This is a genomic window from Micromonospora sp. NPDC047707 (genome assembly GCF_040704235.1).
Taxonomy (GTDB): Bacteria; Actinomycetota; Actinomycetes; order Mycobacteriales; family Micromonosporaceae; genus Micromonospora.
In genome coordinates this window covers 219,709-241,529 of sequence record NZ_JBEYSU010000005.1, presented here as the reverse complement: position 1 = coordinate 241,529, position 21,821 = coordinate 219,709, and the positions used below count along the sequence as shown (strand labels likewise).

Sequence of the window (21,821 nt, the reverse complement as noted above, 5' to 3'; positions counted from 1 at the left end):
AGGGCCGTCGCTGGCCGGGCAGGCGCTGCCCGGCCGGCGACGGCGCCGGGCAGGGCCTCGCGCGGAAGACGCAGCGGCCCTGCCCGGCGGCGGGTCACGCCACGACCGAGACCATCCGCCCGGGGACCACGATGACCTTGCGCGGCTCCCTGCCGCCCAGGGACGCGGCGACCGCCGCCAGGGCCGCGGCCCGCACCGACTCCTCGTCGGCGTCGGCGGGGACCTCGACCCGGCCGCGCACCTTCCCGTTGACCTGCACCGGGTACGTCACCGTCTCGGCCACCAGCAGGGCCGGGTCGGCGACCGGGAAGTCCGCGTACGTCAGCGAGGTGTCGTGGCCCAGCCGGCGCCACAGCTCCTCGGCGACGTGCGGGGCGAACGGCGCCAGCATCAGCACCAGCGGCTCGGCCACCTCGCGCGGGGTCTCCGACAGCCGGGTCAGCCCGTTGGTCAGCTCGATCAGCTTGGCGATCGCGGTGTTGAACCGGATGCCCTCCATGTCGCCGCGGACCCCGTCGATCACCTTGTGCAGCAGCCGGCGGGTGGCCTCGTCGGCCGGGGCGTCGGTGACCCGCAGCGCGCCGGTCCGCTCGTCGACGACCGCCCGCCACACCCGCTGCAGGAACCGGAACGAACCGACCACCGCCCGGGTCTCCCACGGGCGGGACACCTCCAGCGGGCCCATCGACATCTCGTACACCCGGAAGGTGTCCGCGCCGTACGCCGCGCACATCTCGTCCGGCGTCACCACGTTCTTCAGGGACTTGCCCATCTTGCCGTACTCGCGGTCGACCTGGACGTCACCCAGGTAGAAGCCGCCGTCACGCTCGACGACCTCCTCCGCCGGCACGTACGCGCCCCGGGCGTCGGTGTACGCGAACGCCTGGATGTAGCCCTGGTTGAACAGCTTGCGGAACGGCTCGAAGCTCGACACGTGGCCCAGGTCGTACAGCACCTTGTGCCAGAAGCGGGCGTACAGCAGGTGCAGCACGGCGTGCTCGGCGCCGCCGACGTACAGGTCGGTACCGCCGCAGTCGCCCTCGCCGCGCGGACCCATCCAGTAGCGCTCGTTGTCCGGGTCGACGAACCGGTCGGGGTTGGCCGGGTCCAGGTAGCGCAGCTCGTACCAGCAGGAGCCGGCCCACTGCGGCATCACGTTGGTCTCGCGGGTGTAGCGCTTCGGCCCGTCACCCAGGTCCAGCTCGACCTCGACCCAGTCGCGCCGCCGCGACAGCGGCGTCTCCGGATTCGACTGGGCGTCCTCCGGGTCGAAGGTACGCGGTGAGAAGTCCTCCACCTCGGGCAGCTCGACCGGCAGCATCTCCTCCGGCAGCGCGATGGCGGCGCCGGTCTCGTCGTACACGATCGGGAACGGCTCACCCCAGTAGCGCTGGCGGCTGAACAGCCAGTCCCGCAGCCGGTAGGTCACCGCGCCCTGGCCGTGGCCGTTCGCCTCCAGCCACGCGATCATCCGCGCCTTGGCGTCGGCGACCCCCAGGCCGTTCAGGTCCAGGCCGCGGTCGGGCGCGGCGCTGTTGATCGCCGGCCCGTCCCCAGTGTACGCCTTGCCGTCGAAGCCCTCCGCGGGCTGCACGGTGCGGACGATCGGCAGGTCGAACACCTCGGCGAAGGCCCAGTCCCGCTCGTCCTGCGCGGGCACCGCCATGATGGCGCCGGTGCCGTAGCCGGCCAGCACGTAGTCAGCGATGAAGATCGGGATCCGCGCGTCGTTGACCGGGTTCGTGGCGTACGCGCCGATGAAGACGCCGGTCTTCTCCTTGGTCTCGGCCTGCCGCTCGACGTCGGTCTTGGCCGCGGCCGCCTTGCGGTAGGCCTCCACCGCCGCCCGGGGGCTGGCGTGCCCGCCGGTCCAGGCGTCCTTCGTCCCCTCCGGCCACGCCGCCGGCACCAGCGCGTCGACCAGGTCGTGCTCCGGCGCCAGCACCATGTACGTCGCGCCGAAGACGGTGTCCGGTCGGGTGGTGAAGACGCGGATCGGCTCGACGGTGGTCGGGAAGTCGATGTGCGCGCCGGTGGAGCGGCCGATCCAGTTGCGCTGCATCATCTTGATCGGCTCGGGCCAGTCCAGCGTGTCCAGGTCGTCCAGCAGCCGGTCGCCGTACGCGGTGATCCGCATCATCCACTGCTTCAGGTTGCGCTTGAAGACCGGGAAGTTGCCCCGCTCGGAGCGGCCGTCGGCGGTGACCTCCTCGTTGGCCAGCACGGTGCCCAGCCCGGGGCACCAGTTGACCGGGGCCTCCGAGACGTACGCCAGCCGGTGGTCGTCGACGATCCCGCGGCGCTCGGCCCCGGTCAGCTCGGCCCACGGGCGGCCGTCCGGCGTGCGCCGGGTCCCGCCGGAGAACTCCGCGATCAGCTCGGCGATCGGGCGGGCCCGCTCCGCCTCGGCGTCGTACCAGGAGTTGTAGATCTGCAGGAAGATCCACTGGGTCCAGCGGTAGAAGTCGGTGTCGATGGTGGCCACCGAGCGGCGCTCGTCGTGGGCCAGGCCCAGCCGGCGCAGCTGGGCCTTGTACCGGGCGATGTTCGCCTCGGTGGTGGTGCGCGGGTGGGTGCCGGTCTGCACCGCGTACTGCTCGGCGGGCAGACCGAACGCGTCGAAGCCCATGGCGTGCAGCACGTTGCGGCCGGCCATCCGCTGGTAGCGCGCGAAGCAGTCGGTGCCGATGTAGCCCAGCGGGTGGCCGACGTGCAGGCCGGCACCCGACGGGTAGGGGAACATGTCCAGGACGTACAGCTTCTCCGCCCCCGCCCGCGGATGGCCCGGGTCGGCCAGCGGGCCGGTCGGGTTGGGGGCGTGGAAGGTGCCCTCCCGCTCCCAGATGTCCTGCCAGCGGTGCTCGATCTCGTCGGCCAGGGCCGCGGTGTACCGGAACGGGGGGATGTCGCTGGCCGGTGCGGCTGCCTCAGTCATGGCTCTCCTCGCTTCGTTCGGCGCGGGTCGTCTCGTGCGGTCTCGGTCGGTGCTCGCCGCCCGCCTGACGGAACCGGGCCGACGACGGGCACGAAAAAGCCCCTCGCGCAGGAGGGGCCGCCGTGCTGTCGCGCGTTCAGCGCATCAGCACGGCCCGGTAAGAAGCAGGAAGACTCCGGCCATGTTCCGCAGTGTACCCCCGACGGTGACCCGGAGCGTGCCCGAGGCCACCGGGCGGGCCGGGACGGCGTCAACCGCCGCCCTCCGGCCGTTCCCCACCGGGTACCCGCCCCGCGAGTTCGTCGTACCGGGTGCTGTCGGCCAGCGGGCTGCGCGCCCGGTACGCGGCGCGGGCCAGAGCGTACCCGCCGACCGGCGCGGAGACGAGCTGCAACCCGACGGCGACCAGCACCACCACGGCCGTCCGGACGCCCGGCATCAGCAGCAGCACCGCCAGCAGGACGCAGATCAGACCCAGGCTGCCGGCCTTGGCGACGGCGTTCATCCGGTTGTAGACGTCCGGCAGCCGGATCAGCCCGAGGGCGCTGATCGCGATCAGCCCGGTGCCCACGACGAGCAGCGCCGACGCGACCACGGTGCGGATCACGGCCGCCGCCGGTGCACCAGCCGCGCCAGCGCGACCGTGGCCAGGAAGCTGACCAGGGTGCCGGTGAGGACCAGATCCAGCAGGTCCGGCGACTCCAGCCGGACGGCCAGCACGGCCACCGCCGCCAGGAACACGAAGAACCCGTAGTCGAGCGCCGCCGCCCGGTCGGCGTCGGTCGGGCCGACGACCACCCGCCCGACGACCACGATCATCGACAGGGCGAGCACGACGAGCACCGCGTCGAGCAGGAACATCCGTCACCTCCGTCCTTCGGTACCGGCCCGACCCACCGGGGTGGCCCCGGCGACCGGGCGGGCGGCCGCGAGCAGCCGCTCCTCCAGCTCCGCCAGCGTGCGGCGGAACGCCTCCGCGTCCGCCGCGTACATGCCGTGCACCCACATCACCCGCGGGTCGCGGCGCACCGCCAGGGTGAGGGTGCCCGGGGTCAGCGTCACGCAGAGGGCGACCAGGGCCACCTCGGTGTCCGTCCGGGACCGCAGCGGTACGCGGACCACGGCCGGCTGAAGCCCCGAGCCCGGGGTGAGGATCTCCCGGGCCACCACCAGGTTCGCCACCACCAGCCGGGCCACGAACCAGGCCAGGAACCGGGCGATCCGTGCCGCCCGCACCACCACCCGCCGTGGCGCCGCCCCGGTCACCGTCCGCTCACCGCCCGCAGGTACCCGGCGGGCTCGAGCAGCCCCGCCGCGGCGGCGTCCGCCACCTGCAGGAGCGGCCCGCCGAGCGGCCCGAGGAGCAGGGCGCACGCGCCGAGCGCCAGGGGCGGCCCGACCAGCGCCGGCCCGGCGCGGGTGGGGGGCTGCGGGGCCGCCCGCGCGGGGGCCTCGCCCCAGAAGACGGCCCCCCAGATCTTCAGCATCGACAGCAGCGTCACCAGGCTGACCAGCACCGCCACGGTCATCGAGAGCCAGTCGCCGACGTCGCCGGCGGCCCGCAGCACCAGGAACTTGGCGAGGAAGCCCCCGAACGGCGGCAGGCCGGCCAGGGACAGGGCCGCTGCGCCGAAGGCCAGGGCGAGCACCGGGCGGGCCCGGGCCAGCCCGCCCAGTTGGCTCAACCGGTCGGTGCCGCGGACGGTCCGGACGGCCGCCGCGCAGAGGAACAGCGCCGCCTTCACCAGCACGTACTGGGCCAGGTAGAAGACGGCGGCGGCGAGGCTGGCGGCGGTGAACAGGGCGAGTCCGAGCAGCACGTACCCGACCTGACTCACCATGTGGAACGACAGCACCCGGCGCATCGAGCCGGCGCCCACCGCACCGAGCACGCCGACCACCATGGATGCCAGCGCCACCGCCACCAGCAGCGGGTGGTACGCGGGGTCGCCCCCGTACAGCACGGCGTAGACCCGGATGACCGCGTACAACCCGACCTTGGTGAGCAGGCCGGAGAAGAGCGCGACGACGACCGGCGACGCGACCGGATAGGCGCGGGGCAGCCAGTCGTGCAGGGGCACGAGCGCGCTCTTGAGCGCGAACGCCAGCAGGACCACGCCGCCGGCGACCGCCACCGCCGGGACGTCCCGGGCCGCCCCGGCGAGGTCGGCGAGCCCGACCGTCCCGGTGATCCCGTAGATCAGCCCGACGCCGGTCAGCAGGAGCGTGGACCCCAGCAGGTTCGTGGCGACGTACACCCGCCCGGCGCCGGCGCGGCCCGGGCCGCCGGACAGGGCCAGCAGGACGTACGACGGGACGAGCATGACCTCGACCAGCACGAACAGGTTGAACAGGTCGGTGGTGAGCAACGCTCCGTACGCGCCGGCCGACAGCACCAGCGCCAGCGGCAGGAACGCCCGCCGGCGGTCCTCACCCGTTGCCGCGGCCGCCACCAGACAGGCCAGCACCACGGTCGCCGTCACCGTGACCAGCAGCGCGCTCAGCGGGTCGGCCGCCAGGGTGATCGCGACGACGGCCGGCCAGTCCCCCACCCGGACCACCGGCACCTCCCCGCCCCGGCCCGCCGCCAGCAGGGCACCGCCCACCGCGAGGACCGCCGCCGTGGCGACGAGCGCCACGGCCCGCCGCAGCACCGGCCGGTCCGGCAGGGCGAGCAGCGCCCCGGCGGCGAGCAGCGGCCCCACCAGGGGGACCACCAGCAGGGCGCTCACCGGGCCGCCCCGTTCCGGTCGTCCGGCGGCCGGCTTCCCCGTCGAGGTGCACGGCGCAGCAGGCGCAGCAGGTGGATGGTGATGCCGAAGGTGATCACGATCGCGGTCAGCATGAAGGCCTGGGGCAGCGGATCGGCGCTCGCCGGCCCGGCGCCGTCGACGGCGTCCTCCCGCCGGCGCAGGCCGCCGGCCGCCAGCAGGAGCACGTTCACGGCGTGGCCCAGCAGGACGAACCCGAGCACCAGCCGCAGCTGCCCGGGCCGCAGCAGCAGGAACACGCCGGCCGCCACCAGCACGCCGACGATCAACGGCCCGCTCACGGGACGCTCTCCCGGACCGGGCCGGGCGCGGGACCGGCCGGCGCGGTGTCCAACCGGCGGACCGCCGCCACGATCAGGGCCAGCACCACCAGGTACACGCCCAGGTCGAACACGAGCGACGAGGTGACCGTGGTGAGGCCGGGCACGGTGACCTTGACCAGGGTGAGGAGGGCCCGGCCGGCGGCCACCGGCGCCACGCCCGCGGCGAGCGCCAGCAGCAGACCGGCGGTCAGCAGCGGCACCGTCCGGAGACGGCCGAGCAGCGGCGCTCCGACGGGATGGGCCAGGTGACCGAGACCGACGGCCGTGCCGGCGATCAGCGCACCGATGAAGCCACCGCCGGTCTCCTCGTGACCGCGCAGGAACAGCAGCACGGACACGGCGAGCATGACCGGGGCCAGCACGCGGTACGCCAGACCCAGCACCGGGTCGACCGCGTACCGCACGGCCCGGCCCGGGCGCCGTCCGGTCCGGTCCCGCCGGGCGCGGGTCGGCCCGCCGGGACCGGCTGCCGTAGGAGCACCGGGCTCGGCCGCGGTGGGGCGGGGTGGGGTGCCGCGACCGGCGCCCCGGGCCAACGCGACCAGGCCGAGGGCGACCACCGCCAGCACGACCGCCTCGCCGAGCGTGTCGAGGGCCCGGAAGTCGACGAGGATGGTGTTCACGACGTTGTCCCCGCCGGTGGCCGGCTCCGCCTCCCGCAGGTACCACTCGCCCGCCGGGGACAACTCGCGGCGGCCGGTCAGCGCCGCCGTCGCCGCCGTCGCCGCCGCCCCGGTGAGCACCGCCAGCGCGGCCCCGCCGGCGATCACCGGCCGCCGGCCCGGCGCGACCATCCGGCTCGGTCGGTCCCGAAGGGCGAGCATGACCACCACCGCGGTGAGTACCTCGACCAGCATCAGGGTGAGCGCGACGTCCGGCGCGCCGGTGGTGAGGAACCAGGCCGACAGGATCAGGCCGACCACCCCGGTCAGCGCGACCGCGGCGAGCGCGGAGCGGGTCGTGAGCAGGCCGGCGAGGGTGACCACCAGCAGCCCGAGCACGAGCCAGTCCCCGCCGTGGGTGGAGTCGTCCCGCGGGGCGGGCAGCGGGCCGAGCAGCACCACGGCGACCGCCGCGAGCACCACCACGGCGAGCAGCGGCCGGGCCAGGTACGGCGCCGGATCGGCGGCCCGGGCGGGCCGGCCCACGACCGCCCCGAGGTGCAGCAGCGCGTCGCGCCCCCGCTCCAGGTGACCGGCGAACGGCGGCCCCGTCGGGAGGGCGTCGACCGCCCGGCCGGTCCGGCGCCGGTACACGAACAGCAGCGTCCCGAGCACGACGGTGAGCGCGGAGAGGCCGAGCGCGGGCGTGAAGCCGTGCCAGAAGGCCAGGTTGGGCGGCTGCCCCTGGGGCCGGGCGTCGGTGGCCGCCCGCTCCACCAACGGGCTGAGCTCGGCGACGGCCGGGCCGAGGGCGGTGGCGATGACGGCGGCGACGGCCGCCGGGGCGAGGAAGGACCACGCCGGCTCGTACAGCTTGCGCTGCCGGCTCGGGCCGGCGGCGATCCCGTGGACCAGCCGCGCCGTGTACGCGAAGGTGAGCACCGAGGCGAGCACCGCCAGACCGGCCGCGGACCACCCGAGCCAGGGCACGCCGTGCACCTCGCCCAGCGCCTCGAAGATCGCCTCCTTGCCGACGAAGCCGATCGTCGGCGGCAGCCCGGCGATCGACAACGCGGCCAGCCCGGTGAACGCCACCGTCATCGGCATCTCCCGCCACAGCCCGGACAGTTCCCGGAGGTTCCGGCTGCCGGCCTCGTGGTCGATGATGCCCACCAGCATGAACAGCGTGGCCTTGAACAGGGCGTGAGCGATCGTGTAGAGGATCGCCGCCGCGTCCGACGCGGGAGTCCCGACGCCGATCACCCCGACCAGCAGGCCGAGCTGGCTCACCGTCGAGTACGCCAGCAACGCCTTGAGATCCTGCTGGCGCAGCGCCAGCAGCGCGCCGACGACGGCGGTGAGCAGCCCGACGCCGATCAACGCGAGGTCCCACGCCCACCGGCCACCGAACAGCGCCGAGAAACGCATCAACAGGTAGATGCCGGCCTTCACCATCGTGGCCGCGTGCAGGTAGGCGCTGACCGGGGTGATCGCCACCATCGCGCCGGGCAGCCAGAAGTGGAACGGCACCTGCGCCGACTTCGTGAACGCGGCGACGACGACCAGGGCGCCCGCCGCCCAGGCGGGTCCGGCCGCCAGGAGGCCCGGGTCGCTCAGGATCCGCCCGAGGTCGGTGGTGCCGAGGCTCCCGGCGAGCACCACCACCGCCGCCAGCAGCGCCAGGCCACCGGCCGAGGTGACCAGGAGAGCCCGGACCGCCGGACCGCGAGCCGTCGACCGACCGTCCTGCCCGATGAGAACGAACGACAGGACGCTGGTCAGCTCCCAGAACACGAACAGCACGAGCAGGTCGTCGGCGAGGACCAGGCCCAGCATCGCCCCGGCGAACAGGGTCATCGTGACGTACACCCGGGTGTGCCGGCCGTGCGCGCTGAGGTAGCGCGGGCAGTAGGCCATGATGAACGCGCCCACGCCCAGCACCAGCAGGGCGAAGACGAGGCTGAGCGCGTCCATGCGCAGGGCGGCGGACACCCCCAGCGACGGCAGCCACGGCCAGGAGACGGCGACCGCCCGGTCGTCGAGGACGACCGGGAGCCGGGTGAGCAGCAGACCGGCCCCGGCCAGGTAGCCGGCCGCCAGCACGAAGCCGGCGTCCCGCCCCAGGCGCCGGGTCAGCGCCGGCGCGGCGGCGGCGAGGAGGACCTGCCACCCGAGGACCGCCACGAGGATCATGGCGCCCCGGCGGCACCGGGGCGTCCGTTCGACGCCCCCGAGGTCAGGGCTACCGCACCGGCACCGGACCCCATCAGATGGCGAGCAGCACGTGGCCGAGAGCGACCGACACCGCCGTCCCGTCCATGATCCTCCCTCGCGCCGGAGGCAGCGCGACTACCCAGGGTCAGCACCTTCACACCTCACGACCGGGCGAATATTCGGGGCGTAAGCGACGGACTACCTGCGGCGGTCGGCGAAGCCGACAAACATGGCTAGCCTGAGAGGCCAATGAGTTTTTTGCGGCAGACGAGGCTCGCTCGCGCGAACCGATCAGCGGGTCCAGGTGCTCTATACAGAGCTGCCGTCCAGGCGACGAGGAGGAGGCCCGTGACACAACAGACCTGGGACGAGGTGGGCGGTCTGCTGCCGCACGACGAGTTCCGCGCCGCCAGTGACGCCATCGTGGCGAACATCGAACAGGTCATCGAGGGCAAGACGGCCACCGTCCGGCTCGCGCTCGCGGTCCTGCTCGCCGAGGGGCACCTGCTCATCGAGGACGTGCCCGGCGTCGGCAAGACCAAGCTGGCCAAGGCCCTCGCGCGGTCCATCGACTGCACGGTCCGCCGCATCCAGTTCACCCCCGACCTGCTGCCCAGCGACGTGACCGGCGTCAGCGTCTACAACCAGGACACGCACGACTTCGAGTTCCGCCCCGGGGCCGTCTTCGCCAACCTGGTCGTCGGCGACGAGATCAACCGGGCCTCGCCGAAGACGCAGTCCGCGCTGCTGGAGTGCATGGAGGAGCGGCAGGTCACCGTCGACGGGGTGACCTACCAGCTCCAGACGCCGTTCATGGTCATCGCCACCCAGAACCCGATCGAGATGGAGGGCACGTACCCGCTGCCCGAGGCCCAGCGCGACCGGTTCACCGCCCGCATCGCGATGGGGTACCCGGACGCCGGCGCCGAACTGGCGATGCTCGACGGGCACGGCGCGACCGACCCGTTGCAGGCCCTGCGGCCGGTCTCCGACGCCAACACCGTCCGGCGGCTCATCGCGCACGTCCGGCAGGTGCACGTCGCCGACGCCGTCAAGCAGTACGCGGTCGACCTGGTCACCGCCACCCGGGAGGCGCCCGACCTGCGCCTCGGCGCGTCGCCCCGGGCCACCCTCCAGCTGCTGCGCACCGCCCGCGCCGTCGCCGCGCTCGAGGGCCGCGACTACGTCCTCCCCGACGACCTGCAGGTGCTGGCCGTGCCCGTCCTGGCGCACCGGATCATCCCGACCGCCGACGCGCAGCTAGCCCGGCGTACCACCGACGCGGTCGTCTCCGACCTGGTGCACCGGCTGCCGCTGCCGCACGAGCGCCGCCGCTCGCCGTACGACACCCGGCCCGCCACCGGCAACGGTCGCGCCCCGTACGAGCCGCGGAGGCCGTGACGTGCGTGACGGGCTGCGCGGGCTGACCACCCGCGGCCGTTCGTTCCTCGCCGCGGCCATCGCCGCGGCGATCTCGGCCGCGATCCTCGGCGAGAAGGACCTGCTGCGGGTGGCCGTGCTGCTCGGCGTCCTGCCGCTGCTCGCCGCGCTCTACGTCGGCCGCAGCCGCTACAAGCTGGCCTGCCACCGCTCGCTGGACCCGCACCGGGTGCCGGTCGGGGCCAGCTCCCGGGTGGTGCTGCGCCTGCAGAACCTGTCCCGCCTGCCCACCGGCACGCTGCTGTTGGAGGACCGGCTGCCGTACGCGCTGGGCAGCCGTCCCCGGGTGGTGCTCGACCGGCTCGGCGCGCACCAGGCCAGCTCGGTGGCGTACACGGTGCGGGCCGACGTGCGCGGGCGCTACGACGTCGGCCCGCTGGTGGTCCGGATGACCGACCCGTTCGGCCTGTGCGAGCTGACCCGGGCCTTCCCCAGCACCGACCGGCTGACGGTCATCCCGCAGGTCCACCCGCTGCCGACGGTCCGGCTTCCCGGCGAGTACGCGGGCAGCGGCGACAGCCGCGCCCGGTCGGTGGCGGTGCACGGCGAGGACGACGCGGCGACCCGGGAGTACCGGGTGGGCGACGACCTGCGGCGCGTGCACTGGAAGTCGACCGCGCGCACCGGCGAGCTGATGGTGCGCCGCGAGGAGCAGCCCTGGGAGAGCCGCGCCACCGTCCTGCTGGACACCCGGGCGTACGGGCAGCGCGGCGACGGGCCCACCGCCAGCTTCGAGTGGGCGGTCTCCGCCGCCGCGAGCATCGCCGTGCACCTGCGGCACGGCGGCTACAAGCTGCGGCTGGTCACCGGCTCCGGCGTCGACGTCGACGCGACGGAGCTGGCCGGTGACGGCGTTCTCCTCGACCACCTCGCGGAGGTCCGCCTCGACCAGCGGGTGGAGATCACCACGCTGGTGCAGCGGGTCCGGCAACGCTCCGACGGCGGCCTGATCATCGGCCTGTTCGGGACGCTGAGCACCGCCGAGGCCGAGCTGCTGGCCGGGCTGCGCGGCAACGGCGCCACCTGCGTCGCGTTCCTGCTGGACAGCTCCACCTGGCTCAACCTGCCGGCCAAGGCGCGGGCCGAGGCCGACCAGGCGCACGGCACCGCCGCCCTCGCGCTGCTGCAGAGCGGGTGGCGGGTGATCGGCGTCGACCACGGCACCCGGCTGCCGGTGCTGTGGCCGCAGGCCGCGCGGGGCTCACAGGGCTTCGCCGTCCGGGCGGCGCTGGCCGAGACGGTCGCCGGCGGCATGCGATGAACGGAAGGCTCCCCTCATGATCGCCCACCGGAACCTGGGCCTGGTCGCGGCCGCCGCGACGCTGCTCGCCGCGGCGCCGCTGTCGGCCATCTTCGACCGCTGGACGTGGCTGATCCAGTCCACCATCGCGGTCGCCGTGGTGGCCGCGGCCGCGGCGCTGACCCGACTGGGCCGGGTGCCGCTGTGGGGGCAGGTGCTCGGCATGGTGGCGGGTCTGACGCTCGGCCTGACCTGGCTCTTCCCGTCCGGCTCGGAACTGCTCGGCATCGTGCCCACCCCGGCCACCTTCGGTCACTTCGGCTCCCTGGCCCAGGCGTCGATGGAGGACATGCGCTCGTACGGCGTGAAGGTGCCGGACACCGACCCGCTGCTGTTCGTCACGGTGCTCGGCATCGGCGGGGTGGCCGTGCTGGTCGACCTGGTGGCGGTCGGGATGCGGCGGCCGGCGCTGGCCGGCCTGCCGATGTTGGCGGTCTACTCGGTGCCGGTGGCGGTCTACGTGGACAGCGTCCCCCCGGTGCCGTTCGTCATCGGCGCGGCCGGGTTCCTGTGGCTGCTGGTCACCGACAACGTCGACAAGGTCCGCCGGTTCGGCCGCCGGTTCACCGGCGACGGCCGGGGCGTGGACGTGTGGGAGGCCTCTCCGCTGGCGTCCGCGGGTCGCCGGCTCGCGGCGGTGGGGGTGGCGGTCGCCGTCGCGCTGCCGCTGGCCGTGCCGGGGATGACCGGTGGCCTGCTGGACACGATCGGCTCCGGCACGGGTGACGGCACCGGCCGGCCCGGCCTGGGCGGCGCGCCCGGCCGGGTCGACCTCTTCGCGGCGCTGAGCGGCCGGCTCAACGACCGTGAGGTCGCCGACATGGTCAAGGTCACCACGAACGAGCCGGCGCCCTTCTACCTGCGCTTCGGCGCCGCCGACGAGCTGCGCTCGGACGGCTTCCGGGTCCGCAACCCCAGCGGCCGTCCGGTGACCCGCGAGCTGCCCGGTCCGCAGGAGCCGGACCGGGCCGGGATGGTGCGCAACCGCTACCGCGCCACGGTGGAGGTGACCAGGAACCTCGAGATGCCGTACCTCCCGGTGTACGGCGAGCCGCTGCGCACCGAGGAGCTCAACGGCAACTGGTCCTACGACACGAACCTCCAGGTGGTCTTCTCCAACCGGGAGACGTCGCGGGAGAAGCGCTACGCGTTCGAGTACGTCCGGACGACCTTCACCCCGGCGGCGCTTCGGCGGGCGCCGGCCCTCCCGGCCGACCACACCCTGCGCCGGCAGATGCTCACCCCGCGGGTGCCCGAGGTGGAGACCCTGGTCGGCACCCTCATCAAGGGCAGGACCACCGAGTACGACAAGGTCCGCGCGATCTACGACCACTTTTCCGCGGACAACGGGTTCAGCTACGCCCTGAGCACCGAGGGCGGCACCAGCGGCCAGGACATCGTCAACTTCCTCACCAACAAGGTCGGCTTCTGCCAGCAGTACGCCGCCGCGATGGCGTGGCTGGTCCGCGCCGCCGGCGTGCCGGCGCGGGTGGCGTTCGGCTTCACCAACGGCGCCAACTCCGGCGACGGCACGTACACCCTGACCAACCGGAACCTGCACGCGTGGACCGAGGTCTACTTCGTCGGGTTCGGCTGGGTACCGTTCGACGCCACCCCCGCGTACGGCGTGCAGGGTGCCGCCCGGTCGGCCTGGGCGCCGGACACCGACGCCCCGGAGCAGACCACCCCGGAGCCGGGCACGTCGGCCGGGCCGGCGGGGCCGGAGGCCACGCCCGGCGTGGAGCGCCGCACCGACGGGCAGGAGGACCCGTCCTCGGGGCTGCCGGCCGACTCGGGCACGCCGACCAGCAGTGTGCCGGTGTGGCTGTGGTGGGTCGCCGGGGTGCTGGCCCTGCTCGTGCTGCTCGCCGTCCCGGCGTTGCGGCGGCTCGCCCTGCGCCGGCGACGCGGCGGCGGCCGGGCACCCGCACCGGTCCCGGAGGCCGCCGAGCCGGACACGGCCGAAGTGCCGGCCGGCGGGCGGCGGATGGTGGTCCTGGCCGACGCCGACCGGGCGCGGGCCGACGCGCACGCCGCCTGGGACGAACTGCTCGACACCCTGGTGGACTTCCGCGTCCGGGTCGACCGGACGGAGACCCCCCGGGCCACCGCCGACCGGATCGCCCGGGAGACCCTCGCCGAGGACACCGACGCGACGACGGCGGTACGTCTGCTCGGCCGCGCCGAGGAGCGGGCCCGGTACGCCCGGGACCCGCTCACCGGGGAGCCGCTGCTGCCGGCGCTGCGCCGGGTCCGTGGCGCGCTCGCCGCGCGGGCCGACCGTCGCACCCGCCTGGTGGCGGCGGTCCTCCCCCCGTCGGTGCTGCTGCGCTGGCGTGCCGCCACGGCGGACGGGTCGGCCCGGCTGGTGGCGTCGTACGGACGGCTCCGGTACGCGGCCCTGCGCTGGAGTCCCCGACGACTGCTCGCCAACCGCCTCGCCCGCTGACCGTCGTGGCGACGCCGCCACGACGGCCGGTCGGGGTGTCCGCCCCGCCTTCGTGAAGATCGTGCTCGAACAGGGAAGTAGTGGCCTCATTGACGCCGCGAGGCCACTACTTCCTGGTTCGAGCAGGATCTTGGGGGGTGTCGCGGGGCGTGACGAGGCGAGGGCTCGGTGCGGTCGTCGGGGCGCACGGAAGCGCGAAGCGTCGCCGGAGCCGCGACGACGCGCTTGCCCCGGCGGCGGGCCGGTCGGTCAGCTGAGGGTCAGCGGTGCCCCTCCGGGCGCTGCCGCCACCGGTCCTCCATCCGGTCCAGGATCGACGGACGCCGACCTGTCCGCCCGCGGGGCCGGCGACGTGTGGTCGTCCCGCCCACGACGTGCAGGTCCGGTGACTGCGCCCGCCGATGCGACTGCACCGCGAACGCGGCCGAGGCCAGCATGACGACGAAACCCGCCACCGACACCAGCGCGGTGGTGATCACCACGCCGTAGACCAACAGGGCCAGGCCGACGATGATCGCGACGGCAGCGACGAGCAGGCGACGCCGCGCGTGGAAACGCGGGTCGCTGGCGCGCACGGCCGAGGCGAATTTGGGGTCCTCGGCAAGCGACCGCTCGATCTGCTCGAACAGCCGCTGCTCGTGCTCCGAGAGCGGCACGGCACTCCTCCCCGGTCACGTGGGTCGGCCCGGTCGGGCCGACAGACCGTGGCAGCCAACCGGCTGCTTACCCGCAAGTCTACGAGGGGCCCCGCGCGTCGGAAAGCGGGACGACCTATGGCCGGCGCGGATTTTCGTCGGGGCGTGGATCTCGGACCCGGAGCAGACTGGCCGGACCTATGACGGACCGCCCGAAACGGGCAGCGGCGGCGTCGGCGGCAGCTTCCGCCTCCCGCCAGCCGCGCTCAGGAGCGCCGAGCGCGAGCTGGCGCGGCGTCTCCCAGGCCCCCGAGAGCCCCTCGGCCCGGACGCCGACCAGGCGGATCGGCTCACCCGGGTCGAGGGCCGTGAACAGCGCCCACGCCGTGTCGAACATCTCCCTACCGACATCGGTCGGCACGTCGAGGGTGCGGGAGCGGCTGACGGTGCGGAAGTCGGCCAGGCGCACCTTCAGCGCCACCGTCCGCCCGACCTGGCCGGAGCGGCGCAGGCGGGCGCCCACCTTCTCGGCCAGGCCGAGCAGGGCACGGCGGATCTCCTCCGGGTCGGCCACGTCGACGTCGAACGTCACCTCCGCGCCGATCGACTTCTCCGCGTGCTCCGGGGTGACCCGGCGGGGGTCGCGCCCCCACGCCAGGTCGTGCAGGTGGCGGGCGGCGGCGTCGCCGAGCGCCTGGCGGAGCATGCCGTACGGCGCCTGCGCCAGCTCGCCGACCGTGGTCAGGCCGAGCCGGCGCAGCGTCTCGGCGGAGCGCTCCCCGACGCCCCACAGCGCCGACACCGGCAGCGGGTGCAGGAAGTCGAGCACCCGGGTGGCCGGGACGACCAGGAGGCCGTCGGGCTTGGCCCGGGTCGACCCCAGCTTGGCGACGAACTTGCTGGACGCCACCCCCACCGAGCAGGTGAGCGCCTGCTCGCGCGCCACCCGCTCGCGGATCAACCGGCCGATCGCGGCCGGCGGGCCGAACAGCCGCCGGGCGCCGGCCACGTCGAGGAACGCCTCGTCCAGAGAGAGCGGCTCGACCAGCGGGGTGGCGTCCCGGAAGATCCGCATGACCGCCCGGGAGGCCGCCGAGTAGGCGCTGAAGTCGGGCGGCAGGAACACCGCCTGCGGGCAGAGCGCGCGGGCCCGCATGGTGGGCATGGCGCTGCGGACGCCGTACCGTCGGGCCTCGTAGCTGGCGGAGCTGACCACGCCGCGCGGGCCGACCCCGCCGACCACGACCGGCCGGCCGCGCAACTCCGGCCGGCGGCGCACCTCGACGGAGGCGAAGAACGCGTCCATGTCGACGTGCAGCACCGGGCAGCCGGAGTCGTCGGCGTCCGGCCCGAAGCGCGGATCGCCGCCCCGGGGCAACGACTGGCTGCGGCCCATGCCGGAAGGCTAGCGGCCGGGTCCGACGAAACGCCGGGTCAGCCCCGCACCACCAGCAGCGGGATGGTCATCTCGGCCGCCGTGTCCGCCCCGTGGTACGCCACCAGCCGGCTCGCCATCGGCGGCTCGGAGCGGGTGGCCAGGACGGCGTACGTGTCGTTGCACACGACCACCACGTCCCCGATCCGGCTCAGGTGCTCCTCGGGCACCGGGCCGAACCAGCCGGCGGCGACCGCCTCCTCCCGGGTGCGCACCCGGGCCGCGGGCCCCAGCACCGCCGACCAGCTCGCCACCACGTCGTCACGGGCTCCGGGCCCGACGTGCAGGTAGCGGACGCGGGGTTCGCCCGCGACCACGGCCACGCCGGCGCGCAGGCGCGGATCGGTGTCCAGGTCGAACCGGTGACCGGCCGGGACGTCGAGCTGCCCGTGGTCGGCGGTGACCAGCAGCGCGGCGTCCGGCGGCAGCCCGTCCACGAGGCGGGCCAGCAGCCGGTCCACGTCGGCGGCCGCGATCCGCCACGGCACCGAGTCGACCCCGCTGAGGTGGCCGTGCCGGTCCAGGTCGGGGTGGTAGCCGGAGACCAGGGTCGGCCCCGGCCCGGCGCTCAGCGCGGCGAGCATCTCCCGGCCCAGCGCGTCGACACCCGCCGCGCCCCGGTAGTCGCCGCCGCGGTTGGCCGCCACCGTCAGCCCGCTGCCACCGAACTCCGGCCGGCTCACCACCGTCACCTGCACACCGGCGGCCCGCGCCCGCTCCAGCTGGGTCGGGACCGGCTGCCAGCGCAGCGGCTCCGGGTCGCCGGCCCACTCGACGTGGTTGAGCACCCGGTCGGTGCCGGGAACCCGCAGGGTGAAGCCGAGCACGCCGTGCGCGCCGGGAGCGGCCCCGGTGCCCAGGGTCACCAGGCTGGTCGGGGTGGTGGACGGGAAGGCGGAGGTGAGCGGCCGGCCGACGGTGGCGGCGAGACCGGCCAGCGTCGGCGCGTACGGCGCGGCGGTCGGGATCTGGTACCACCCGAGGCCGTCGACGAGCAGCACGGCGATCCGGCGGACGCCGGCCAGCGTCGTGGTCAGGCCGAGCGCGTCGGCGGCGCCGGGCACCCCGAGCACCGCGAGCGCGGCGGGGAGGACGTCGGCGAGGCTCGCCGCGCCGTACCGGGGGGCGACGGTCTCCAGCGGACCGGGCGACCCGTCCGGCCCACGCCCGTCCGACGAGGTCGGACCGGTCATGCCGGGCGGCGGGCGAACAGGTGCAGCTGCGCGGCGAGGTCCCGCCAGGGCGTCCGGGCGGCGAGCGCCCGCTCCAGCTCCAGCAGGGCGGCCGGCTGGCCGTCGGCGACCACGGCGGGGAGCAGGTCGGCGAGGACGCGTACCCCGTGGACCTCCTCCACCGTCAGCCCGGCGGCGGCCAGCAGCGCGGCGGCGCTCTCGGCGTCGTAGCGGCGGCGCAGGGTGTCGCGTGGCCCGGCGCTGCCGGTGGGGTCGGCGGCCAGCGCGGCGGCGACGTCCAGGTGCCCGTTCATCGCCCGGCCGAGCACGGCGGCGGCCCGACCGGCGACCAGCACGCTCGCGGCGCCGCCCGGGCGGAGGGCGGCGGCCAGCGCGGCGACCACCGGCTCCGGCTCGTCGACCACCTCGAGGACGGCGTGGCAGAGCACCAGGTCCACACTGGCCGGCTCGACGAGCCCGGCGAGCGCGTCCCCGTCCCCCTGCACCGCGCGTACCCGCGCGGCGACCCCGGCCTCGGCGGCGCGGCGGGTCAGCGCGGCGAGCGCGTCGGGACTGGCATCGACGACGGTCACCCGGTGGCCGGCCTGGGCCAGCGGCACGGCGAACCCGCCGGTGCCGCCCCCCACGTCGAGGACCGTCAGGTCGGTGTCACCGCGGCGGTCCAGCTCGGCGCGCAGCACCGACCAGATCACGGCGGTACGGGGGGTCAGTGGCGGCCCGGCGAGCCGGCCTCGGGTGTGCTCCACCCCGACGAGCCTAGTCACCCGGTCCAGCTCGGCCGGGGACGCGGCGGTCAGGCCTCGCCTCCGCCGGCGGCGGCGTCCTCCTCGTGGCGGGATCGCACGGAGTTGGCGACGGGCCCGTCGGTGACCTCGTACTCACGGATCTCCATGTGGTGCGCGGGCACCCAGCCGGCGCCCAGCCGGGTCCGTCGGGCGTTGGCAACTCCACCGCTGTTGGCGCGATACCCCGTCATCGGCACGTTCCCCTCCTGCCCGCGCGGGCCACTCTGCCCGCGCGGGCAGGAGTCTCCCGCCGTCGCGGGCGGAAAACCGTAACCTGAATCACTTATTGATCAACGGAAATCGCGTGCGGCGGGGCTGACCGGAGGATCAATCGGGTCCAACCGGTCGGCGGTGAGATTGATCACTCCCTCGTGGCGCTGCAGCCGCCCCCGGACCACCAGCGCGGCGCTGGTCCTCGCCACCCGCCGGTACCGCTGCCAGAGCCCCGGGGAGCAGGTGACGTTGAGCATCCCGGTCTCGTCCTCCAGGTTGAGGAAGGTGACCCCGCCCGCGGTCGCCGGGCGCTGCCGGTGGGTGACGATACCGCCGACCCGGATCCGCCGGCCCGGCTCCACCCCGCCGAGCCGGGCGATCGGCACCGCGCCCAGGGCGTCGAGCCGGTCGCGGATGAACCGGGCCGGGTGGCTCTCCGGCGACAGCCCGGTCGCCCACACGTCCGCGACGAGGCGGTCGACCGCCTCCATCCCGGGCAGGGTCGGCGCGGCCGTGCCGGTCACCGTGTCGGGCAGGCGACCCGGCCGGTCCTGGGCCGCCGCACCGGCGGCCCACAGCGCCTCCCGGCGGGTCAGGCCGAAGCACGCGAAGGCGTCCGCGGTGGCCAGCGCCTCCAGCTGCGCGGCGGTGAGACCCACGCGCCGGGCCAGGTCCGGCATGTCACGGTACGGCCCGTGCGCCACCCGTTCGGCCTCGATCCGCTCGGCCACCTCCTCGCCGAGGGTACGCACGCTCGACAGCCCCAGGCGGACGGCCGGCCCGCCCAGCCCCCAGGCGTGCGGCGGCTCCCCCGGCCGGCTCCCCCACCGGGTGTCCGGGGTGGACTCGAGGACGGCCTTCGCCCCGCTCGCGTTGACGTCCGGCCGGCGGACCTCCACCCCGTGCCGGCGCGCGTCGTCGACCAGGGTCTGCGGCGAGTAGAAGCCCATCGGCTGGGCGTTGAGCAACGCGGCCAGGAACGGAGCCGGGTGGTAGCGCTTGAGCCAGGAGCTGGCGTAGACCAGGTACGCGAAGCTCATCGCGTGGCTCTCCGGGAAGCCGTAGCTGGCGAACGCGGTGAGCTTGCGGTAGACGTCGTCGGCCAGCTCGCCGGTGATGCCCCGCTCGGCCATGCCGGCGTAGAGCCGGTCGGCGATCTGCGCCATCCGCTCCACCGACCGTTTGGCCCCCATGGCCCGGCGCAGCTGGTCGGCCTCGGCGGCGTCGAACCCGGCCAGGTCGATGGCGAGCTGCATGAGCTGCTCCTGGAACAGCGGCACGCCGAGGGTCTTCTCCAGCGCGTTGCGCATCAGCGGATGCGCGAAGGTGACCGGCTCCTGGCCGTTCTTGCGCCGGATGTACGGGTGCACCGAGCCGCCCTGGATCGGGCCGGGCCGGATCAGCGCCACCTCCACCACCAGGTCGTAGAAGCAGCGGGGCTTGAGCCGGGGCAGGGTGGCCATCTGGGCACGGCTCTCCACCTGGAACACCCCGACCGAGTCGGCCCGGCAGAGCATGTCGTACACCTCGGGGTCGTCCAGGGTCATGTCCCCCAGGTCGAGGCTCATCCCGATCATGTCGTAGCCGTAGTGCAGGGCGGAGAGCATGCCGAGGCCGAGCAGGTCGAACTTGACCAGCCCGACGGCGGCGCAGTCGTCCTTGTCCCACTGGAGCACGCTGCGGCCGGGCATCCGCCCCCACTCCACCGGGCAGACCTCGATCACCGGCCGGTCGCAGATCACCATGCCGCCGGAGTGGATACCCAGGTGCCTCGGGAACCCCGCCCACCTCCCCGAGCCACCAGTCAGCTCGTTGGCGTACCCGACCACCTGCTCGGGGATGTCCGCCACGTCGACCGCGGCGACCGAACCCCAGCGGTCGATCTGCTTGCTCCAGGCATCCTGCTGTCCGGGGGAGAACCCGAACGCCTTCGCCACGTCCCGCACCGCCGACCGCGGCCGGTACGAGATGACGTTGGCGACCTGGGCGGTGTGCTCCCGGCCGTACCGGGCGTAGACGTGCTGGATGACCTCCTCGCGGCGGTCGGACTCGATGTCCACGTCGATGTCCGGCGGGCCGTCCCGCTCGGGGGCGAGGAAACGCTCGAAGAGCAGCCGGTGCCGTACCGCGTCCACGTTGGTGATCCGCAGCGCGTAGCAGACCGCCGAGTTGGCCGCCGACCCCCGGCCCTGGCAGTAGATGTCCTGCTCGCGGCAGAACGTGACGATGTCGTAGACCACCAGGAAGTAGCCGGGGAAGCCCAGCTCCTCGATCATGTTCAGCTCGTGTTCGAGCTGCGCGTACGCCTCGGGGTGCGCCTCCGGCGGGCCGTACCGCTCCCGCGCGCCCTGCGCGGTGAGGTGCCGCAGCCAGCTCATCTCGGTGTGCCCCGGCGGCACCGGGTACGCCGGCAGCGTCGGTGCGACGAGCTGGAGGTCGAAGGCGAGTTCCCGGCCGAACTCGGCGGCCCGGGCCACCGCCCCCGGGTACGCGGCGAACCGGGCCGCCATCTCCGCGCCGCTGCGCAGGTGCGCGGTGCCGGCGGCGGGCAGCCAGCCGTCGAGCTCGTCCAGGCTGCGCCGGGCCCGGACCGCGGCGACCGTGGTGGCCAGCCGGCGCCGCCCCGGGGTGGCGTAGTGCACGTTGTTCGTCGCCACCGTCGGCAGCCCGGCGGCGGCGGCCAGCTCGGCGAGGGCGTCGTTGCGGTCGGCGTCGACGGGGTGCCCGTGGTCGGTCAGCTCCACCGCCACCGTCTCGGCGCCGAAGAGCGCGGTCAGCCGGTCCAGCTCCCGGGCCGCCGCGTCGACGCCCTCGGTGAGCAGGGCGGCCGGCACGTGCCCCTTGCGGCAGCCGGTGAGCACCAGCACGTGGTCGCGCAGTTCGGCGGCGACCTCCGCCAGCTCCCCGTAGACCGGGCGGCCCTTCTCCCCGCCGCGCAGCTGGGCGCGGGAGATGGTGGCGGCCAGCCGGGCGTACCCCTCGTGGCCGTGGGCGAGCAGCAGCAGGTGCCGGCCGAGCGGGTCCGGTTCGCCGTTCTGCGGGCCGGGCAGGTCGAGGGAGAGTTCCGCGCCGAAGACCGTCGGCAGGTGCAGGGCGCGGGCCGCCTCGGCGAACCGCACCACGCCGTAGAACCCGTCGTGGTCGGTCACCGCGAGGGCGGTCAGCCCCAGCCGGGCGGCCTCCTCGGCCAGCTCCTCCGGGTGGCTGGCGCCGTCGAGGAAGCTGAAGTTGGTGTGCGAGTGCAGCTCCGCGTACGGCACCACGCCGTCCGGGCGGTCCAGCGGCGGCGGCTCGTACTGCTGCCGCTTGCGGGTCCAGGCCGGCGAGTCCCCACCGTCGGCGTCCACCGCCAGGGGGTCCACCACGTGCAGGTGCCGCTCGCCGTGCGGCGTACGGCGTTGCCCCCGGGCGGGCTTGCCGGTGAGCACCCGCTCCAGGTCCGACCACGGCAGATCCGGATTGTGAAAACTCACGCCCCCACCCCCGGATGCGCCGGGCGCGCCGGCTGAGCCGGCGCCGCGGTCGC

16 protein-coding genes are annotated in these 21,821 nt (G+C 74.8%); 3 read left to right on the top strand and 13 right to left on the bottom strand.

The features are described from left to right. Positions 1 to 94: 94 nt before the first annotated feature. From leuS to mbhE, 7 genes are all read right to left on the bottom strand, one after another. Positions 95 to 2,935: a leucine--tRNA ligase gene (gene leuS / locus AB0873_RS08140; protein ID WP_366598965.1), complete on the bottom strand. Its 2,841-nt coding sequence runs from the start codon at positions 2,933 to 2,935 to the stop codon at positions 95 to 97. Positions 2,936 to 3,185: 250 nt separating this feature from the next. Continuing rightward, a complete protein-coding gene (gene mnhG, locus AB0873_RS08135; RefSeq protein ID WP_366598964.1) occupies positions 3,186 to 3,542 on the bottom strand; it encodes a monovalent cation/H(+) antiporter subunit G in 357 nt (118 codons plus the stop codon). Further along, the gene (locus AB0873_RS08130; protein ID WP_366598963.1) at positions 3,539 to 3,796 is read right to left on the bottom strand and encodes a monovalent cation/H+ antiporter complex subunit F; all 258 of its coding nucleotides are present in this window, start codon (positions 3,794 to 3,796) and stop codon (positions 3,539 to 3,541) included. The genes mnhG and AB0873_RS08130 overlap by 4 nt, the downstream gene beginning before the upstream one ends. A 3-nt stretch (positions 3,797 to 3,799) precedes the next feature. Continuing rightward, the gene (locus tag AB0873_RS08125; RefSeq protein WP_155331095.1) at positions 3,800 to 4,201 is read right to left on the bottom strand and encodes a Na+/H+ antiporter subunit E; all 402 of its coding nucleotides are present in this window, start codon (positions 4,199 to 4,201) and stop codon (positions 3,800 to 3,802) included. After that, the gene (locus AB0873_RS08120; protein ID WP_366598962.1) at positions 4,198 to 5,667 is read right to left on the bottom strand and encodes a proton-conducting transporter membrane subunit; all 1,470 of its coding nucleotides are present in this window, start codon (positions 5,665 to 5,667) and stop codon (positions 4,198 to 4,200) included. The genes AB0873_RS08125 and AB0873_RS08120 overlap by 4 nt, the downstream gene beginning before the upstream one ends. After that, a complete protein-coding gene (locus tag AB0873_RS08115) occupies positions 5,664 to 5,987 on the bottom strand; it encodes an NADH-quinone oxidoreductase subunit K (protein ID WP_155331093.1) in 324 nt (107 codons plus the stop codon). The genes AB0873_RS08120 and AB0873_RS08115 overlap by 4 nt, the downstream gene beginning before the upstream one ends. After that, entirely contained in the window at positions 5,984 to 8,824 is a 2,841-nt protein-coding gene (gene mbhE / locus AB0873_RS08110; RefSeq protein ID WP_366598961.1) for a hydrogen gas-evolving membrane-bound hydrogenase subunit E, read from the bottom strand. The genes AB0873_RS08115 and mbhE overlap by 4 nt, the downstream gene beginning before the upstream one ends. 369 nt (positions 8,825 to 9,193) lie before the next feature. Here mbhE and AB0873_RS08105 point away from each other — a divergent pair, with 369 nt between their 5' ends. From AB0873_RS08105 to AB0873_RS08095, 3 genes are read left to right on the top strand one after another with little or no spacing between them, the layout of a single operon-like run. Continuing rightward, positions 9,194 to 10,246, top strand: a complete 1,053-nt coding sequence (locus AB0873_RS08105) for a MoxR family ATPase (RefSeq protein ID WP_155331091.1) — start codon at positions 9,194 to 9,196, stop codon at positions 10,244 to 10,246. Position 10,247: 1 nt separating this feature from the next. Continuing rightward, positions 10,248 to 11,546, top strand: a complete 1,299-nt coding sequence (locus tag AB0873_RS08100) for a DUF58 domain-containing protein (RefSeq protein ID WP_366598960.1) — start codon at positions 10,248 to 10,250, stop codon at positions 11,544 to 11,546. Positions 11,547 to 11,562: 16 nt separating this feature from the next. Continuing rightward, positions 11,563 to 14,034: a DUF3488 and transglutaminase-like domain-containing protein gene (locus AB0873_RS08095; RefSeq protein WP_366598959.1), complete on the top strand. Its 2,472-nt coding sequence runs from the start codon at positions 11,563 to 11,565 to the stop codon at positions 14,032 to 14,034. A 260-nt stretch (positions 14,035 to 14,294) separates the two neighbouring features. On the opposite strand, the gene AB0873_RS08090 is transcribed toward AB0873_RS08095, so the two are convergent. The 6 genes from AB0873_RS08090 to AB0873_RS08065 form a co-directional block, all read right to left on the bottom strand. Beyond that, the gene (locus AB0873_RS08090; RefSeq protein WP_155331088.1) at positions 14,295 to 14,690 is read right to left on the bottom strand and encodes a DUF3040 domain-containing protein; all 396 of its coding nucleotides are present in this window, start codon (positions 14,688 to 14,690) and stop codon (positions 14,295 to 14,297) included. A 115-nt stretch (positions 14,691 to 14,805) separates the two neighbouring features. Next, positions 14,806 to 16,065 (bottom strand): DNA polymerase IV, encoded by a 1,260-nt coding sequence (locus AB0873_RS08085; protein ID WP_366598958.1) that lies wholly within the window; start codon positions 16,063 to 16,065, stop codon positions 14,806 to 14,808. A gap of 38 nt (positions 16,066 to 16,103) precedes the next feature. Beyond that, on the bottom strand, positions 16,104 to 17,297 hold the full coding sequence (locus tag AB0873_RS08080) for a nucleotide pyrophosphatase/phosphodiesterase family protein (protein WP_366598957.1): 1,194 nt from the start codon (positions 17,295 to 17,297) through the stop codon (positions 16,104 to 16,106). Continuing rightward, positions 17,294 to 18,061 carry a methyltransferase domain-containing protein gene (locus tag AB0873_RS08075; protein WP_366598956.1) on the bottom strand — a complete coding sequence of 256 codons (768 nt, stop codon included), beginning with the start codon at positions 18,059 to 18,061 and terminating at the stop codon, positions 17,294 to 17,296. Before AB0873_RS08075 ends, AB0873_RS08080 begins: the two co-directional genes overlap by 4 nt. A gap of 29 nt (positions 18,062 to 18,090) precedes the next feature. Then, entirely contained in the window at positions 18,091 to 18,273 is a 183-nt protein-coding gene (locus tag AB0873_RS08070; RefSeq protein WP_366598955.1) for a hypothetical protein, read from the bottom strand. A gap of 99 nt (positions 18,274 to 18,372) precedes the next feature. Then, positions 18,373 to 21,768 carry an error-prone DNA polymerase gene (locus AB0873_RS08065; RefSeq protein ID WP_366598954.1) on the bottom strand — a complete coding sequence of 1,132 codons (3,396 nt, stop codon included), beginning with the start codon at positions 21,766 to 21,768 and terminating at the stop codon, positions 18,373 to 18,375. Positions 21,769 to 21,821 lie beyond the last annotated feature (53 nt).

Coding starts and splice junctions, on each gene's coding strand:
- leuS (WP_366598965.1), bottom strand. CDS start 2,935: ATGACTGAGGCAGCCGCACCGGCCAGCGACATCCCCCCGTTCCGGTAC.
- AB0873_RS08130 (WP_366598963.1), bottom strand. CDS start 3,796: ATGTTCCTGCTCGACGCGGTGCTCGTCGTGCTCGCCCTGTCGATGATC.
- mbhE (WP_366598961.1), bottom strand. CDS start 8,824: ATGATCCTCGTGGCGGTCCTCGGGTGGCAGGTCCTCCTCGCCGCCGCC.
- AB0873_RS08080 (WP_366598957.1), bottom strand. CDS start 17,297: ATGACCGGTCCGACCTCGTCGGACGGGCGTGGGCCGGACGGGTCGCCC.
- AB0873_RS08085 (WP_366598958.1), bottom strand. CDS start 16,065: ATGGGCCGCAGCCAGTCGTTGCCCCGGGGCGGCGATCCGCGCTTCGGG.
- AB0873_RS08095 (WP_366598959.1), top strand. CDS start 11,563: ATGATCGCCCACCGGAACCTGGGCCTGGTCGCGGCCGCCGCGACGCTG.
- AB0873_RS08070 (WP_366598955.1), bottom strand. CDS start 18,273: ATGACGGGGTATCGCGCCAACAGCGGTGGAGTTGCCAACGCCCGACGG.